The 17,704-nt window shown below is 43.1% G+C and carries 16 protein-coding genes and 2 tRNA genes; 14 read left to right on the top strand and 4 right to left on the bottom strand.

Annotated features, from left to right (window positions below; genetic code table 11):
- The first annotated feature begins 25 nt into the window (after positions 1 to 25).
- From L3J70_07895 to recO, 9 genes are all read left to right on the top strand, one after another.
- Positions 26 to 595: a sigma-E factor negative regulatory protein gene (locus L3J70_07895; GenBank protein ID MCF6236276.1), complete on the top strand. Its 570-nt coding sequence runs from the start codon at positions 26 to 28 to the stop codon at positions 593 to 595.
- A 32-nt stretch (positions 596 to 627) separates the two neighbouring features.
- Positions 628 to 1,095, top strand: a complete 468-nt coding sequence (locus tag L3J70_07890; protein MCF6236275.1) for a SoxR reducing system RseC family protein — start codon at positions 628 to 630, stop codon at positions 1,093 to 1,095.
- Between the two features lie 26 nt (positions 1,096 to 1,121).
- Positions 1,122 to 2,573, top strand: coding sequence for a DegQ family serine endoprotease (locus tag L3J70_07885; protein MCF6236274.1), 1,452 nt, complete (start codon positions 1,122 to 1,124; stop codon positions 2,571 to 2,573).
- 120 nt (positions 2,574 to 2,693) lie between these two features.
- A complete protein-coding gene (gene lepA / locus L3J70_07880) occupies positions 2,694 to 4,487 on the top strand; it encodes a translation elongation factor 4 (GenBank protein MCF6236273.1) in 1,794 nt (597 codons plus the stop codon).
- Positions 4,488 to 5,324 carry a signal peptidase I gene (lepB, locus tag L3J70_07875; GenBank protein ID MCF6236272.1) on the top strand — a complete coding sequence of 279 codons (837 nt, stop codon included), beginning with the start codon at positions 4,488 to 4,490 and terminating at the stop codon, positions 5,322 to 5,324.
- Positions 5,325 to 5,330: 6 nt separating this feature from the next.
- Positions 5,331 to 5,717 (top strand): DUF4845 domain-containing protein, encoded by a 387-nt coding sequence (locus L3J70_07870; protein ID MCF6236271.1) that lies wholly within the window; start codon positions 5,331 to 5,333, stop codon positions 5,715 to 5,717.
- On the top strand, positions 5,707 to 6,390 hold the full coding sequence (gene rnc, locus L3J70_07865) for a ribonuclease III (protein ID MCF6236270.1): 684 nt from the start codon (positions 5,707 to 5,709) through the stop codon (positions 6,388 to 6,390). The genes L3J70_07870 and rnc overlap by 11 nt, the downstream gene beginning before the upstream one ends.
- Positions 6,347 to 7,297 (top strand): GTPase Era, encoded by a 951-nt coding sequence (gene era, locus L3J70_07860; GenBank protein ID MCF6236269.1) that lies wholly within the window; start codon positions 6,347 to 6,349, stop codon positions 7,295 to 7,297. The genes rnc and era overlap by 44 nt, the downstream gene beginning before the upstream one ends.
- Complete coding sequence (gene recO / locus L3J70_07855; GenBank protein ID MCF6236268.1) at positions 7,284 to 8,018, top strand: DNA repair protein RecO; 735 nt, start codon at positions 7,284 to 7,286, stop codon at positions 8,016 to 8,018. Before era ends, recO begins: the two co-directional genes overlap by 14 nt.
- A 7-nt stretch (positions 8,019 to 8,025) precedes the next feature.
- On the opposite strand, the gene parE is transcribed toward recO, so the two are convergent.
- From parE to ttcA, 4 genes are all read right to left on the bottom strand, one after another.
- Positions 8,026 to 9,915, bottom strand: coding sequence for a DNA topoisomerase IV subunit B (gene parE, locus L3J70_07850; protein MCF6236267.1), 1,890 nt, complete (start codon positions 9,913 to 9,915; stop codon positions 8,026 to 8,028).
- A gap of 125 nt (positions 9,916 to 10,040) precedes the next feature.
- Entirely contained in the window at positions 10,041 to 11,624 is a 1,584-nt protein-coding gene (locus L3J70_07845) for an ATP-binding protein (GenBank protein ID MCF6236266.1), read from the bottom strand.
- 13 nt (positions 11,625 to 11,637) lie between these two features.
- A complete protein-coding gene (argA, locus tag L3J70_07840) occupies positions 11,638 to 12,960 on the bottom strand; it encodes an amino-acid N-acetyltransferase (GenBank protein ID MCF6236265.1) in 1,323 nt (440 codons plus the stop codon).
- A complete protein-coding gene (gene ttcA / locus L3J70_07835; GenBank protein ID MCF6236264.1) occupies positions 12,953 to 13,831 on the bottom strand; it encodes a tRNA 2-thiocytidine(32) synthetase TtcA in 879 nt (292 codons plus the stop codon). Before ttcA ends, argA begins: the two co-directional genes overlap by 8 nt.
- A gap of 113 nt (positions 13,832 to 13,944) precedes the next feature.
- Here ttcA and radA point away from each other — a divergent pair, with 113 nt between their 5' ends.
- The 5 genes from radA (at position 13,945) to nusA (ending at position 17,681) form a co-directional block, all read left to right on the top strand.
- Positions 13,945 to 15,300 carry a DNA repair protein RadA gene (gene radA / locus L3J70_07830; protein ID MCF6236263.1) on the top strand — a complete coding sequence of 452 codons (1,356 nt, stop codon included), beginning with the start codon at positions 13,945 to 13,947 and terminating at the stop codon, positions 15,298 to 15,300.
- Positions 15,301 to 15,360: 60 nt separating this feature from the next.
- Positions 15,361 to 15,437, top strand: a tRNA-Met gene (locus L3J70_07825).
- An 85-nt stretch (positions 15,438 to 15,522) separates the two neighbouring features.
- Positions 15,523 to 15,599 (top strand) — tRNA-Met (locus L3J70_07820).
- Positions 15,600 to 15,681: 82 nt separating this feature from the next.
- A complete protein-coding gene (gene rimP / locus L3J70_07815) occupies positions 15,682 to 16,143 on the top strand; it encodes a ribosome maturation factor RimP (protein MCF6236262.1) in 462 nt (153 codons plus the stop codon).
- Between the two features lie 44 nt (positions 16,144 to 16,187).
- Complete coding sequence (nusA, locus tag L3J70_07810; GenBank protein ID MCF6236261.1) at positions 16,188 to 17,681, top strand: transcription termination factor NusA; 1,494 nt, start codon at positions 16,188 to 16,190, stop codon at positions 17,679 to 17,681.
- Positions 17,682 to 17,704: the final 23 nt, after the last annotated feature.

Raw genomic sequence — 17,704 nt, 5'->3', positions numbered from 1 at the left:
GAACTAACATGTTAAAGGTGTTGTTATGACGGAACAGACTGCGATTAAAATTTCAATGTTAATGGATGGTGAATTAGACCATCAGAAAACAGCTCGGTTACTGTGTGACTTAAAGGATGACGAAACACTTCGGTATCACTGGGGGTGTTATCATTTGATTGGTGATGCAATACGAAATAATCTTCCAGAAAAGAGCGGTCAAGCACTGACTTCAAATATTTTTAAAGCGTTAGAGTCTGAACCGGCATTGACTCCAACTTCTTCTGTCGTTGTGTACCCTTCTTTTGTTAAACCTGTTGCAGGGCTGGCTTTGGCCGCATCTGTGGCTGCGGTGACGGTCATTGGCTTCCAGTGGGGGAGTTTCAATACACCAGGCAGTATGGATGTTTTATCGCCACAAGTCGCAACTGTTGCTCCAGATGTGACCCCAAAAGCAACACATGAAACATTTGAACAAGGTAACCCCGACTGGATCGTTGGGCAATCTGAATTAGATTACAGTTTTAAATATCCTGCCAATGGCTATGGCAGTGATATTTACGTGGTGCCTAGAGAGTCACCTTCAATTAATCTGGTTGATTTTGAAAAAAATTAACTGACACGTTTTAATTCAGGAACTTTATTAACATGGATGACTGTAGTGAACGACTAGAAGAACGAGGGTGGGTTACTCAAGTTGAAGGAGACTATGCTTGGGTAGAGATTGCTCGTAAGCCAGGCTGTAATGGATGTGCAGCAAAAAGTGAATGTGGCACGGCGACTTTGGCGAAAATGATGAGTTCGAAATCTGTTTCGGTCAAAACCATCAATGTAATTGCTGCAAATGTGGGTGATGAAGTGGTGGTGAGTGTTGATCAAAAGGCTTTGATGGCAGGTTCATTCGCTGTTTATGCCATTCCTCTGTTACTGATGTTACTCGCTGCTTTTTTCGGTGACCTTTTGGGGCAAAATTTTTTTATGGAATACCGTAATGGTATCTCTGTTGTGTTTGCTTTTTCAGGGCTGTTTACTGGATTTTTTTGGTTAAAAAATTACTCACAAAAAATAGCGAAAGATCCGCATTATCAACCGTTACTGGTACGGTTGGCCACTTAAAGATTTAATTTTATTTGAGGTATCGTATGAATTCACCTGTTTTGTGGAAGTCTTTTTTTATTGTCCGGTTTGCAGTGGCCGTATTGGTGTTAAGTGCAGTGGCAGCAACAGCTGTCGGGGGTAGCTTGCCTGATTTTACTGAGCTGGCTGAAGATCTCAGTCCTGCTGTGGTAAATATCAGCACGGTGCAAAAAAAAGTAAAGCAGTCATCAGAGTTGCGTCACCACTTTCCTCAAATTCCCGAAGGAACACCGTTCGATGAACTTTTGCGGCGGTTTTTTGATGAAAGAGGTGCGCCAGGTTTTGGTTATGAAAATCCTGGTGCAAAATCACTCGGGTCAGGGTTTATTATCTCTAAAGATGGTTATATATTGACTAATAATCATGTTGTGACTAATGCTGAAGAGATTGTTGTGCGTCTCAATGATCGCCGGGAATTTATTGCTGAACTGATTGGTACCGATAAGCAGAGTGATATGGCTCTGCTAAAAATAGAGAGTGATATAGAGCTTCCTGTGATCAAAGTTGGCTCGTCATCCAGTTTGAAAGTCGGTGAGTGGGTTTTAGCGATCGGCTCTCCTTTTGGGTTTGACTATTCGGTTACGGCAGGAATTGTCAGTGCTAAAGGTCGTAGTTTACCGAGTGAAAACTATGTGCCTTTTATTCAAACAGATGTTGCGATTAACCCAGGAAACTCAGGGGGGCCATTAATTAATCTCGATGGTGAGGTTGTGGGCATTAATTCACAAATTTATAGTCGTACTGGTGGCTTTATGGGGCTTTCGTTTGCGATCCCTATTGATATGGCGATGGATATTGTTGATCAATTAAAAGAAACAGGTGAAGTGAGTCGTGGTTGGTTAGGTGTTTTGATTCAGGATGTGACTCGTGATTTAGCTGAATCTTTTAATATGAAAAAGCCAATGGGTGCATTAGTTGCGCGTGTATTACCGGATAGTCCTTCTGAAAAAGCAGGGTTTAAGGTGGGCGATATTATCGTGAAATTTAATGGGCATGAGGTGGGTGACTCTTCTTCTTTGCCACCTATAGTTGGTCGCACTCGAATGGACACAGGTGTGCCGGTTGAAATTATCCGCAATGGTAAAAAGCGTACTTTGAAAGTCGTTATTGGTGAACTGCCTACAGATGAAGAGTTGGCCGCAGGTGGTGTATCAAACTCTACTTCGAATGTGAAAAGCCTGGGGTTGGTAGTTCGTGTATTGGAAGCCGAGGAGAAAAAACGGCTTGAAGAGGGGCAGCAAGGTATTTTTGTTGAAACTGTAAAAGAGGGTATCGCCGCTGAAAGTGGTCTGCGTCAAGGTGATATTATTTTAAGAGTTAATAATATTGCTATTGAGAGTGTTGCACAGTTCAAAAAATTAGTTGATGGGCTTCCGGCAGGAAAGTCTGTCCCCTTGTTGGTGCAACGTGGTTCTGGACCTCACTTTTTAGCACTGAAAATTCCTGAGAAAGAATAAAGCTATAAAATATTATGGTTTTTCAAAGCGCCCTGTTAATGCAGGGCGCTTTTGCTTTATGAATCAGTTAAACTCTGCATAATTGTAAATTATTAACTCTATACTGAATTATTTCACTTAATGAATAATATTCGAAACTTTTCTATTATTGCCCATATTGACCATGGAAAATCCACTTTAGCTGATCGTTTTATTCAATTGTGTGGTGGTTTAAGTGATCGAGAGATGTCTGCACAAGTGCTTGACTCGATGGATTTGGAGCGTGAACGAGGCATTACTATCAAAGCACAATGCGTCTCTCTGGACTATAAATCTGAAAGTGGTGAAATTTATCATCTGAACTTTATTGATACGCCAGGACATGTTGACTTTTCTTATGAAGTTTCACGTTCATTAGCCGCTTGTGAAGGTGCGCTATTAGTCGTGGATGCTGCTCAAGGCGTTGAAGCACAAACTGTTGCAAACTGTTATACCGCACTGGAACAAGGTCTCGAAGTGATTCCTGTTTTAAATAAGATTGATTTACCAACGGCTGAGCCTGATCGGGTGATTCAGGAGATTGAAGATATTATCGGCGTTGAAGGTGAAGGCGCGGTTAATGTGAGCGCTAAAACCGGTGTGGGCGTTCAAGATGTGTTGGAAGCCATTGTTGCAGGCGTTCCTGCACCGCAAGGTGACTCTGGCGGGCCTTTAAAAGCACTCATTATTGACTCCTGGTTTGATAACTATCTGGGCGTAGTCTCTTTGGTGCGTGTTATGCAGGGTCAACTGAAGGTTAAAGAAAAGATTCAGATGATGTCAATAGGCCAGTCTCATCAGGTTGATAATGTAGGTAAATTTACTCCGAAACCGGTAGATCATGCAGTATTAAGTACAGGCGAAGTAGGTTTTGTTATTGCGGGTATCAAAGATATTGATGGTGCTCCTGTTGGAGATACGATTACATCGGCAAGGGAGCCTGCTGAAGAGGCATTGTCAGGTTTTAAGCATGCTAAGCCACAAGTGTATGCGGGTCTTTTCCCTGTGAGTTCGGATCAATATAAAGATCTGCGTGAAGCGTTAGCAAAGCTCAAGTTAAATGATGCGGCACTCTTTTTCGAGCCAGAAACTTCACAGGCACTCGGCTTTGGTTTTCGTTGTGGTTTTTTGGGCATGCTGCACATGGAGATTGTGCAAGAGCGCTTGGAGCGTGAATACAATCTTGATCTGATTACGACGGCTCCTACAGTTGTTTATGAAGTGATCAATCGTGCGGGTGAAACATTTTATGTCGATAACCCTGCAGATTTACCAGAGCCAGGCTCTATTGAAGAGATACGAGAGCCTATTATTCAGGCTAATATCCTGGTTCCTCAAGAACATTTGGGGGCTGTGATCATGCTGAGTGAAGAGAAGCGCGGTGTACAAAAAAAGATCTCTTATCATGGCAATCAGGTTGAAGTGATTTATGAGTTGCCCATGAGTGAAGTGGTGTTGGATTTCTTTGATCGTCTCAAATCAGTCAGTCGTGGTTATGCCTCGCTGGATTATAATTTTGTACGATTTCAAGCTGAAAAGCTGACCAAGGTTGATATTATGGTTAATGGTGAGCGTGTTGATGCGCTGGCGATCATTACTCATCATGAGCTGGCACAATCCAGAGGCCGTGAAATCGCTGAAAAATTGAAAGAGTTAATTCCTCGCCAAATGTATGATGTTGCGATACAGGCTGCTATTGGTGGGCATATTATCGCACGCCAGACAATCAAAGCATTGCGTAAAAATGTGACAGCAAAGTGTTATGGTGGGGATGCTTCGCGCAAACGTAAGTTACTGGAAAAACAGAAGGCGGGTAAAAAACGGATGAAGCAGGTGGGGTCGGTTGAGATTCCGCAAGAGGCTTTTCTTGCAGTATTGAACACAGGAAAGAGATAGATGAGTTTTGATTTTCAGGCATTTATGCTGATTTTATTAGTGGTATCAGGCGCTATTTGGGCACTTGATGCTCTGCTATGGGCACCCCGTCGGCGGGGTGCCGTCGACATGACAGTAGATAGAGTTCAGAATGAGACTTCTGCTTCTTCAGCTATTAAAAGTGCCCCTAAAGAGCCTCTTCTCGTAGAGTATGCCCGTACTTTTTTCCCTGTGATTCTGATTGTACTGATACTCCGTTCTTTTCTCGTTGAGCCTTTTAGAATTCCATCGGGTTCAATGATGCCAACACTCTACTCTGGGGATTTTATTTTAGTTAATAAATTTTCTTATGGTATTCGTTTACCCTTATTTAACAATAAAGTGATTGATGTGGGCTCTCCAGAGCGTGGGGATGTCTTTGTTTTTCGTTACCCTGACGACCCTTCGATTGATTACATCAAACGTGTCGTAGGGTTGCCGGGCGATCTGATTGGTTATTATGGGAAAACACTCTATGTCAACGGAAAACCCATGAAACAAAAAAGTCTGGGGGCTTTTATAGGAACAGGTGCGGGAGCTTCTATGTTGGGTGCTGATCAGTATGTCGAACAATTAGGTGATATGGAGCATGATATTTTGGTTCGATCTAGTGCGCCTTCATTGTCTCAAGGTGAGGTTCGAGTGCCTGAAGGTCACTATTTTGCAATGGGGGATAATCGGGATAATAGTAATGACAGTCGTGTCTGGGGGTTTGTACCAGAAGAAAATTTAGTAGGGAAGGCGTTCATGATCTGGATGAGTTGGAATTCAACGGGTGATGGCGTCGTTTTTGATCGTATGGGAAAAAGTATTGAGTAAAAGGGAATGATAAATAAATTTAAAAGCAGGCAAACGGGCGAAGGATTGACCAGTTTGTTGTTTACATTGTTTTTTATTGGTTGTGTGGTGCTAATTGCTTTACGAGTTGTGCCGTTGTATCTGGAATACTTTCAGGTTGTTTCATCACTGGAAGGTATTGCTGAGGAACCGGAAACATCAAAAAAGTCTCTCAAGGAGATCAAGAAAAATTTACTCCGCCGAATGCGAGATATTAATGATGTTGAACGTGTTAATGATGAACATATTACGATCACCAAGAAAAAGGGCTTGATTACTATTTCTGTAGATTATGAGGCGCGAGTTCCTATGATTGCCAATTTTGATTTAATAGCCAGTTTTAATAAAAATGTTGAGATCTCTGGTGCGGACTGAACAACGTGACAGGTTGCTCAGGAAGCTGGAATATCAGTTTAGTGACCCTGAGTTGTTGACGTGTGCATTAACTCACAGAAGTATGGGGAGCCGAAATAATGAACGCCTTGAATTCTTGGGTGATGCAGTATTGGGGTATGCGATTGCAGCTGAGCTTTATAATCGCTTTCCAACAGCATCTGAAGGGGTGTTAAGTCGTTTGCGTTCCAGTTTGGTGAAAGGTGAAACTTTAGCTGAATTAGCTCGAGATTTGCAATTAGGTGATCATCTTCTTCTTGGCTCGGGTGAGTTAAAAAGTGGAGGTTATCGTCGAAACTCTATTTTGGCGGGTGCACTGGAAGGGGTGATGGGGGCTATTTATCTTGATGGGGGGTATGAAGACTGTTATCAGTGGATCATAAAACTGTATAAAAGTCGGCTTGAGTCTATTTCACCAGACGTTAATCTCAAGGATCCCAAAACTCGTTTACAAGAGTATTTACAGTCAAAAAAATTGGAGCTTCCGCGATATACCGTCGTTTCTGTGGATGGTCAAGCACATGACCATCTGTTTCGTGTTGACTGCTATGTGAGTGGGCTTGATTTGAATATGCAAGGGGCTGGCTTCAGTCGTCGTAAAGCTGAGCAGGATGCTGCTCAAAAAATACTGGAAACGATTGAAAGTGGTCAATAAAGAGAGCTCCGATACCGAGAACTTTCGTTGTGGTTATGTTGCGATTATAGGGCGCCCAAATGTGGGTAAATCAACATTGCTCAACCATATATTAAGTCAAAAAATCAGTATTACCTCAAGCAAACCTCAAACAACAAGGCACACGATTCTTGGAGTAAAAACGACAGCAGAAAATCAAACGGTTTATGTTGATACGCCCGGCTTGCATCAAGGCTCAGGGCGAGCGATGAATCGCTATATGAATAAATCAGCAAGTGCTGTCATCACTGATGTTGATGTGATTGTATTTATTGTGGAGTGTTTTGGCTGGCTTGCAGCCGATGAGTATGTTCTGAAAATGCTTTGCGATAGTAAAGTCCCTGTTATTTTAGTGATTAATAAAGTTGATAAACTGAAAAATAAAGAGGCGCTGCTTCCATTTATCCAAGAAGTTTCTGGAAAAATGGATTTTGCTGATGTCATCCCACTTTCTGCCCGCAAAGGCACAAATACTGAGGCGTTAGAAAAGAAGATCAATAGTTTTTTACCTTTCTCTGAGCCCTTTTTTCCAGAAGATCAGGTGACAGATCGCAGTGAGCGTTTTCTTGCGGCTGAACTGGTAAGAGAAAAATTGATGCGTCGTTTGGGTCAAGAGATTCCGTATTCACTTACTGTTGAAATTGAAAGTTTCAAAATGCAGAAAAAGGTGCAGCATATCCATGCTGTAATCTGGGTTGAGCGTGAAGGTCAAAAGCGGATTGTGATTGGTCAGGGTGGTGAAGAGTTAAAAATGGTGGGGCAACAGTCTCGAAAAGAGATGGAAAAACTGTTTGACCGAAAAGTCTTCCTTCAGCTTTGGGTGAAGGTCAGAGAGGGTTGGGCTGATGATGAGCGTGCATTGCGTAGTTTAGGGTATGGCGGCGAGTGATGTTCTATTACAATCCGCTTACCTGCTGCACCTCAGAGCTTATCGTAATACCAGTGCGTTAATCGAAGTTTTCAGTGCCGAGCATGGGCGTGTTTGCCTAGTGGCTCGCGGTGTTAGAAAAAATAGATCACGACTCCAGGGATTGCTTCAGCCCTTCAACCCATTGTTACTATCCTGGAGAGGGCGTGGCGAATTAGTGACTCTGCATAGCGCTGAATTAAATGGTGGCATACATCAACTCAAGGGCGTAGCGTTATTGAGTGGTCTGTATCTAAATGAAATGCTGCTCTACCTGCTTGCACGTTTTGATCCCCATCCAGAGCTTTATGGCTATTATTTTCAGGCACTTATTGAATTAGAGAAAGCAGAAGATCAGCCTGCTATTGAGTCTGCTCTACGGTATTTTGAAAAACATCTTTTACAAGAGTTGGGTTATGGTTTGATATTGGATCATGATGTCGTATCAAATTTACCGATTAAAGCGGATTGTTTATATCAATATAAATTGGGCCAAGGGCCTGTGTTATATGAAGGTTTATTGCCATCAGCTCAACATAACAAGCTCTATTTACAGGGTGATACGTTATTGAATTTTGAGCAAGGTACTTTAGTGGAAGCAAAGTCTTTTCAAGAAGTAAAACAGCTGATGAGAGCCGCCATTTCAGTACAGCTGGGCGGTAAACCACTGAACAGCCGAAAGCTCTTTAGGGCTTATAAATGAGAGCTGTTTAAATTTCTGCCAGCCCACCTTTTTCTTCCAGCCAGCTGCGACGGTCAGATGAGCGCTTTTTAGCTAATAGCATATCCAGCATGGCATGAGTATCATCGCCATCCGCTATGGTAAGACGAACCAGTCGGCGGGTATCGGGTGCTAACGTAGTTTCACGCAGTTGTAACGGGTTCATTTCACCTAGCCCTTTAAATCGCTGTACATTGACTTTTCCACGACGTTTTTCAGCGGCAATACGATCAAGAAAGCCCTCTTTTTCTCGGTCATCAAGGGCATACATCACTTCTTTGCCAATATCGATTCGGTAAAGGGGAGGCATTGCAATGAAAATATGTCCTGCTTCGACCAAGCTATGAAAATGGCGTAAGAATAGAGCGCAGAGCAGGGTGGCGATATGAGCACCATCCGAGTCTGCATCGGCAAGAATACAAACTTTTCCGTAACGTAAACCGTCAAGTTTATCAGAGCCAGGCTCAACACCGATGGCGATTGAGATGTCATGGACTTCTTGAGAGCCAAGCACCACAGATGGATCCACTTCCCAAGTATTAAGAATCTTTCCGCGTAGTGGCATGATGGCTTGAAATTCGCGATTTCTTGCCTGTTTGGCTGAACCGCCCGCAGAATCACCTTCCACTAAAAAGAGCTCACTACGCATTGGTTCTTGGCTGGAACAATCAGCAAGTTTGCCTGGTAGAGCAGGGCCGCTGGTGACTTTTTTACGTATAACTTTCTTGCCAGCGCGTAACCGGTTTTGTGCATTATCAATGGCCAATTGGGCAATTTTTTCGCCAATTTCCGTATGTTGATTGAGCCATAAAGCAAACGTATCCTTAACAACGCCAGAGACAAATGCCGCACACTCCCGTGATGAGAGCCGTTCTTTTGTTTGCCCACTGAATTGAGGGTCAAAATGCTTGATCGAAAGTATGTAACTGCATTTGTCCCAGACATCTTCAGGTGTAATTTTTACACCACGCGGCAATAAACTTCTAAATTCACAAAACTCTCTGATCGCTTCAGTAAGGCCGGTGCGTAAACCATTGACATGTGTGCCGCCGAGTGCTGTGGGAATCAGGTTAACATAACTTTCAGTAACTCCTTCGCCCCCTTCGGGCAGCCAGACCACGGCCCAGGTCGCAGCCTCATTTTTACTTTCCATCTCACCGATGAAGGGGGTGTCGGCAGGCAGATGTTCGGTATGACTCAGAGCATCCAGTAAATAATCTTGCAGGCCATCCTGATATTGCCACTGTTCAGTTTCACCTGATTGCTCATTGAAGAAATTAACTTGCAGGCCAGGGCAAAGTACCGCTTTAGCACGTAATATGTGTTTTAGACGACGAACAGAAAATTTGGCTGAATCGAAATATTTACTATCAGGCCAGAAACGCACACGAGTACCGGTATTGGCTTTGCCAACGGTACCAACAGTTTTTAAATCGGATGATTTATCACCATTCTCAAACGCCATGTGATGTTCTTTGCCACCACGCTTGACCCATACATCGAGTTGTTTCGATAAGGCGTTTACCACAGATATACCAACGCCGTGTAAACCGCCAGAAAATTGATAATTTTTATTGGAAAACTTTCCACCCGCATGAAGCTTGCTAAGAATGACCTCAACACCAGGCACACCTTCTTCAGGGTGAATGTCCACCGGCATACCGCGACCATCATCTTTAACTTCCAGCGATTGATCTTTATAAAGCGTGACATCAATGCGTTTTGCAAACCCAGCAATGGCTTCATCGACACTGTTATCAATAATTTCCTGAGCAAGGTGGTTCGGGCGGGTGGTGTCGGTGTACATGCCCGGGCGTTTTCGTACTGGATCAAGCCCACTCAGAACTTCAATTGCACCTGCATCATAAGAGTTGCTCATAAATCGACCACCAAAACCAGAAAGTAGAGAGAGAGAATAATATGCTCGAAAATGCTATTAGAGAATAGCGCGACTGAGTATACAAAATTTTCTTGGTAGATTCGAGGTTAAGTGAGCTTCTTATGTCATGCAATGGAGGGTTGTGTCTCAGTTTCAGTTTTTTGTGAAAACTGAATCGTTGTACTGTTTGTAGAGAGTGGAATAAAAATTGTAAACATAGTGCCTTTATTGATTTCACTCTGCACGTCAATTTTTCCGCCCATAAGCTGGCATAGGCGTTGGCTGATAGTGAGCCCTAAACCTGTTCCGCCATAATTGCGGGTGATACTCATATTTGCTTGATAAAATTCATCAAATATATGGGCTATTTGGGATTCGCTCATGCCAATGCCGGTGTCATGAATTGTGATCATAAGCGCTTCTTTTTTATGATGGGCATTTAATGTGATTTTTCCGTGCTGAGTAAATTTGCATGCGTTGCTTAATATATTCAAAATAATTTGTTGAAGCTTTTCATTATCAATATTAAGCGCTTCCGTTGTGTGTTGTTTGATGCTGAATATGAGGTCGTTGCTGTTTTTGAGTGTTAAAGGCCTGGCAATATCAACTGTGTGGTTAATAAGTTTATTAAGGTCTGTTTCTCTGATATGAAGTTCGGTGTATCCCGCCTCTATTTTAGCGAGGTCCAGAGTGTCATTGATTAGATTCAAGAGATCATCTGAAGCGGCTAATACGCGCTGTAAATCTTTAGCTGAAGTTGTATTGGGAGAAAGCTCTTCAAGGCATATCTCAGTGTAACCAATAATGGCACAGATTGGCGTTCTTAGCTCATGGCTCATACTCGAAAGAAAGTCAGACTTTAAACGAGTTGCTTTAAGTGCTTTATTGCGTGCAATAACTAATTCTCGAGTGCGCTCAGCAACTTGTATTGACAGTATTTTTTTCTGATTTAACAGTTTTTTTTGTCGATTATCCAGCGATTTCATCATGCGATTGAATGTCTGAGCAATGATTTTGACTTCGACTGATCCTTCAATATCGGAGCGTACATTTTTTTTGCCTAACTCAGCGTTGTGCATTGTCTCTGAAAGTTTGCTTAATGGATAGGTGATATGCTTTGCAATAATGTGTAATAAGAGAAGAAAAAATGGAGCAAGTGCTAATGAGGTGAAAATATTTTCAACGAATGCATTGCGCCAGATGATTGGTAACGCAGATAGACCAATCACAACGTGTACATCACCTAAAAAAAGAGGGCCGTTTATATCGAATTTAGAGGGGGTGTGCGCATAAACGGAGTTAATAAAATGAAGTCTGTTTTCAGTTTCTTTTATAAGTTGAGGCTTCGTTGTTTTATAAACTTCTTCAGGGTACCAATCACTTTGTTGGCCTTTTTTTAATAATACGTCCCCTTTAGAGTTGTAAATTCCAACATGGTCTACTGTTGAAAGCGCCAAAATTGCATCAGTAAAATCAATGGCGCTCTGTTTATTTTTAGATTCTAGTGCCAGCGCACTTTGATTGGAAAAATTGCTTGTAATCTGGTGGCCTTCATTCACTAGGTAAGTGTAAAATCGTTTGCTTTCTAGAGATGCGGTGATCAGTGATGCAACGATCGCCAGCAATACACCACCGATTGAAAACACAAGCATAAATTGTTTGCGTATCGTTAAGTGTGCAGGGAAAAGATGCTTAAGGGTTAAATCCATTTATAAAGCCAATTTAGAGAGTTTTCAGGAGAATTTTTGATTGGCGTTGGTAGTTATAGAGTGACTGCTTCAATGTGGGTAATTTTTTCAGTGAAGCGGGTTTGAAATCACGCTCTTGAAACCAGTGCAATGTCCGTGTGGTCAACACAAAAAGTTGTTTGATTGCGTGTTTTTTACACTCCGTCTCAACTTGTTTTAATAGTGTCTCACCATGATTTATATTTTGATAGTCTGGGTGAACAGCAAGGCAAGCCAACTCAGCCAGATGTTCCTCTCGATAGGGGTAAAGTGCTGCACAAGCGATGATCATGCCATCGCGTTCAATAACAGTGAAATGGTCGATTTCCATTTCAAGTTTTTCTCGTGAACGACGCACCAGAAACCCTTCCTCCTCAAGTGGTGTGATTATCTCAAGGATGCCACAGATATCATTAATGGTCGCTTGACGGGTATTTTGGTAATCATCGCTAGAGATGAGTGTTCCAATTCCATCTCGGGTAAACAGCTCTTGGAGCAGTGCCCCTTCTGTTTGACGATGGATCAAGTGAGTACGGAGGACACCACGCTGACACGCATTGATCGCTCGCTTTAGATCACTCTTGCTCTCTTCATCAAGGGATTTTTGATCGGCTAATATTTTTTTTGCTTCCGTTGTTGTCAGATGGCGAATGAGCTGTTGTTTATGGTCAAGAATCCCTCTGTTTTCGATCAGGCATAATAGTTTTTCTGCTTTAATTGATGTTGCAACAGCCGTGGCGACTTCAATGGCGGTGAGGTTAAATATCTCACCTGTGGGAGAATAACCTAATGGTGAAAGTAAAATAATTGCACCATGATCCAGGTGGCGATTGATTTCTTTATGGTTAATACGCCGAACTTCACCGGTATGTTGAAAATCGACACCATCTTTTATTCCGAGTGGCTGTGCGGTTACAAAATTACCCGATATCACTTGAAGTGAAGCACCCGCCATGGGTGAGTTTGCAATACCCATAGAGAGTAATGACTCAATTTCAAGCCGAACACGGCCTACAGCATCTTTAACAAAAGGTAGGGATTTTTTATCTGTGATACGCAACCCGTTTGTATAAGTTGTTTGGGACTGATGTGCTTTGAGGCGCTGTTCAATTTGAGGCCTAGCGCCATGAACAAGTACCAGGCGGATCCCCAGGCTGTTGAGTAAGGCAATGTCGTGTATAAAATTGGGGAAATCTTTTGATGCGACCATCTCGCCGTCAAAGGTAATTACAAATGTACGTCCACGAAAAGCGTGTATATAAGGTGATGCACCTCGAAACCAGGATACAAATTTAAGTGGGTCGATTATGTCAGGCATCGCTTGTTCTCGCAGGCTGAATGGCTATTGGCTTAGAAGTGTGTATAGAAGGAAATGAAAATAGGTCTTGCTCTTCTTCTGTAGACTCAGAGTCACTGGATATCATTCGTTCCGCATCCAGGCCTTTAAAATCCCAAAGGCTTCTGTCCATCATCTGACTAATTTGCACATTACCAATAGCGCTGAGTAAATTACTGGGAATTTTTGGATTTTCTTGGCTGAGGGTTGCGATTAGTTGTTTGACGCGCTGGCGTGTCAGGTTATCTTGAGAGCCGCACAGATTGCATGGAATGATTGGGAAATTACGCTCCTGAGCATACTCAATAATATCTTTTTCCTGGCAGTAAACCATGGGGCGAATCAGGATATGTTGTTTATTATCTGTGAGGAGTTTTGGAGGCATAGAGCGTATCTGGCCTGCGTACATCATGGACATCAGTGTGGACTCAATCAGATCATCTCTATGGTGGCCAAGGGCAATTTTAGTAAAGCCATTTTTTTCAGCGTAACGGTAAATATTACCACGCCGTAATCGTGAACAGAGCGAACAGTAGTTTTTCCCTTCTGGAATTTTATCTTTAACAATAGAGTAGGTGTCACGCCTGAGTGTTTCATGAGGAATTTTATGATCATCAAGCCATTGACGCATCAATGTATCATCCCAGCCTGGCTGAGATTGATCAAGTGTGAACGCAAAAACTTCATAACGGTTGCGAGGACGTTTATTTAATTTGCTGAGAACACTCAGCAGCGTATAAGAATCTTTCCCGCCGGATAAGCAAACCATGATACGGTCACCTTTTTGGACCATGCCATAATCGGTAATGGCTTTGCTGGTGTAGTGTAGAAGTTTTTTTTCAACTTTAGACAATGTGGTATGGCCTCAACATATTCAACGATATAAGCTAATCACATTTTATAGCAATTTTAATTTAGATGTGGTGTAAATATCCCACTGATAATATATCTGGAAGAGAAGTTTAGATGCGTGAAAAACTGGCTTATCATTGCTCCGAGTGCGGTACATCATTCCCTAAATGGTCAGGGCAGTGCTCTGATTGCGGTGCATGGAATAGTTTGAGTGAAACGATTGCAAGCAAAAAAAAGGTTGATGATCGTGGGCGTTTTGCAGGGTACGCGGGGGCTGAATCTGTGATTCAGCCGTTGAATGAGGTTGGAGTTGAGGAGACTCTGCGTATATCCACGGGTATTTCTGAGCTGGATCGAGTTTTGGGGGGTGGTTTAGTAATGGGGTCAGTGGTGTTGCTGGGTGGTGACCCCGGGATTGGTAAATCGACGCTGCTGTTGCAGGGGATAGTTTCATTAGGAGAGAGCTGCTCAACGCTTTATGTTACGGGAGAAGAGTCTTTGCAGCAGGTGGGGCTCAGGGCGCGACGTTTAGATTTGCATGGTGCCAATTTAAGATTGCTGAGTGAGACTCGAGTTGAGCGTATTCTGGATCATGCCAAACATGAAAAACCCAATGTCATGGTGATTGACTCTATTCAGACCGTCTATTCAGATGTTCTGCAATCGGCTCCTGGAGCGGTTGCGCAGGTAAGAGAGAGTGCTGCGCAGCTGGTACGTTTTGCCAAGCAAACCAATACAGCGATATTTCTGGTGGGGCATGTGACTAAAGATGGATCGCTGGCAGGGCCACGAGTGCTGGAGCATATGGTTGATACAGTGCTCTATTTTGAAGGGGATACAGGCAGCCAGTTTCGTATGATTCGAGCGATTAAAAATCGTTTTGGAGCAGTGAATGAGCTGGGTGTGTTTGCCATGACGGAAAAGGGGTTGCGTGAAGTGACGAATCCATCGGCTATTTTTTTATCACGCCATGAAAAAGCATCAGGCAGCGTTATTATGGTAACGCGTGAAGGCAGTCGACCTCTGCTGGTGGAAGTGCAGGTGCTCGTGGCGGAAAGTCATATGGGCAATCCACGGCGTGTCACAGTAGGGTTGGACCAAAATCGCCTGGCGATGCTGTTGGCTGTTTTACATCGCCATGGTGGTGTGGTGATGTACGATCAGGATGTGTTCGTTAATGTTGTCGGTGGGGTGCGTGTGACTGAAACGGGTGCCGATTTGGCGCTGTTGCTGGCAGCGATCTCCAGTCTACGTGATTATGTCTTGCCGCAAGATTTAATTGTATTTGGAGAGGTGGGGCTGGCTGGAGAGATTCGTCCTGTTCAAGGTGGGGAGGATCGTTTGAAAGAAGCAGTAAAACACGGATTTACCAAAGCGATTGTTCCTGCAGCTAATGTGCCGAAGCGGAAAATAAAAGGTTTAGAGGTGATGGCTGTCAATCATTTGCGTGAGGCCATTGCTCAAATGTAGCTTTATACAAAATTAAAGCTTGCAATAGTTGTTGTGGTTTCGTATTGTGTGCGCCGTTGATGCGGGGTGGAGCAGTCTGGTAGCTCGTCGGGCTCATAACCCGAAGGTCATAGGTTCAAATCCTGTCCCCGCTACCAAATTTTAGTCTTGATCACTCAAGGTATTTATTAGAAATAAAGCTTGCAATCGTAACCTTGGTTTCGTATTGTATGCGCCAGTTGATGCGGGGTGGAGCAGTCTGGTAGCTCGTCGGGCTCATAACCCGAAGGTCATAGGTTCAAATCCTGTCCCCGCTACCAAGTTTATGCCTCGATTTTATCGAGGCTTTTTATTATGAGTTTTTAAGATGGGCCTTATGGCCCATTTTTTGTTTAGAGAGTCATGTATATAAAACCACAGCAAAAATTGTATGACTTGATTGTTCCTGTTGTTGAAACAATGGGTTATGAGCTTGTGGGTATTGAATATTTCCCGCATGATGGTACTTCTGTATTACGTATATATATAGATACGGAACAAGGTATTGTTGTTAAAGATTGTCAGCGGGTGAGTGAGCAGGTGAGTACGCTGTTGGATGTGGAAGATCCCATTCCTGGCTTTTACCATTTAGAGATATCTTCACCAGGTCTTGATCGCCCACTTTTCACTGAAGCGCACTTTGAACGATTTATTGGAAGTGATGTGCGTATTCAGCTTGAAACACCAATGATTGATGGCCGACGTAAATACAGAGGAAAATTGCTGGGTATAAGTGGGGGTGAAGTTAGAATTTTGCAAGATGGCGAGGAAGTTGATCTGCCGTTTGCACAGATTCAAAAAGCACGTTTGGTCGCTGAAGTTTAACTGGGTTTGACCAGTTATTACTGATTCTTAATCGAGGTTTGGCAATGAACAAAGAAATTCTGGCTGTAGTCGATGTGGTATCCCATGAAAGGGGCGTAGCGAAAGAAATTATTTTTGAAGCGATAGAAGTAGCACTTGCGACAGCCACTAAAAAACGTTACAAGGAAGATATTAATGTACGTGTCAGCGTAGATCGCATGACGGGTGAGAGTGAATCATTTCGTTGTTGGGAAGTAATGGATGATGAAGATGAAATGTTTGAATCATCAATTCGGCAAATTTTATTACAAACAGCACTGAAAAAAGACCCTGAAATTGCCGTAGGTGATTTTATTGAAGAGCCCATTGAGTCTGTTGCTTTTGGCAGGATTGCAGCGCAAACTGCTAAACAAGTTATTGTGCAAAAAGTAAGAGAAGCAGAACGCGCACAAGTGATTGAGAAGTTTGAAAATCGTATTGGAGAAATGGTCTCTGGTACAGTTAAACGTACCAGCCGTGGTAATGTTATTCTTGATCTTGGTGAAGGGGCGGAAGCTTTTGTTGCCCGTGAAGAGTTAATCTTGCGTGAGTCAGTGCGCCCTGGTGATCGGCTAAGAGGCCTTTTAACAGGGGTTAATGCTGAAGGCCGTGGCCCACAATTAGTTGTGAGTCGGACGGTGCCAGAGCTTGTTATTGAACTGTTTAAGTTGGAAGTTCCTGAAGTCGGCGACGAGATGATTGAAATTATCGGCGCGGCGCGTGATCCGGGCTTGCGTGCAAAAATTGCAGTAAAAACCAATGATCCTCGCATTGATCCAGTCGGTGCGTGCATTGGTATGCGGGGGGCACGTGTTCAAGCGGTTTCTAATGAACTCAATGGTGAGCGTGTTGATATAATCCTGTGGGATGATAACCCTGCACAATATGTGATTAATGCGATGTCACCCGCTGAAGTTGTCTCTATCGTTGTTGATGAAGATAAACAATGCATGGATGTTGCCGTTGCGGAAGACAACCTTTCACAGGCGATTGGGCGTGGGGGGCAGAATATTCGCCTGGCCAGTCAGTTGACTGGGTGGGAGTTGAATGTAATGACCGAAGATCAAGCAGAAGAAAAAACGGAAGTGGAGTCTGACAAAATTCAAACGGTCTTTATGGAGCAACTTGATGTTGATGAAGAAATTGCATTAACACTTGTTCAAGAAGGCTTTTCATCCATAGATGAAGTCGCCTATGTACCCATAGATGAAATGTTGAAAATAGAAGAGTTTGATGAAGAAATCGTAGAAGAACTGCGTAATCGTGCGCGTGATGCAATGATTACATTGGCGATTACTGCGGAAGAAAAAGTGAATGAAACACCACCAGCTGCTGATCTTTTGGCACTGGATGGTATGAATGAGGCGTTGGCTTATACATTGGCAGGAAGCGGTGTGTCCACTCAGGAAGATCTGGCAGAATTGTCTGTGGATGATCTGATAGATATTGAGAGTATGGATGAAAAGCAAGCTGCTGATTTGATAATGGCGGCGCGTGCGCCTTGGTTTAGCGAAGAATAGCGATTTGTAAGGTGGGGACTGAA

The sequence above is a fragment of the Gammaproteobacteria bacterium genome (genome assembly GCA_021648145.1).
Classification (GTDB): Bacteria; Pseudomonadota; Gammaproteobacteria; order JAADGQ01; family JAADGQ01; genus S141-38.
Note: the sequence above shows the minus strand (reverse complement) of the source record. Positions and strands in the feature narration are given on the sequence as shown.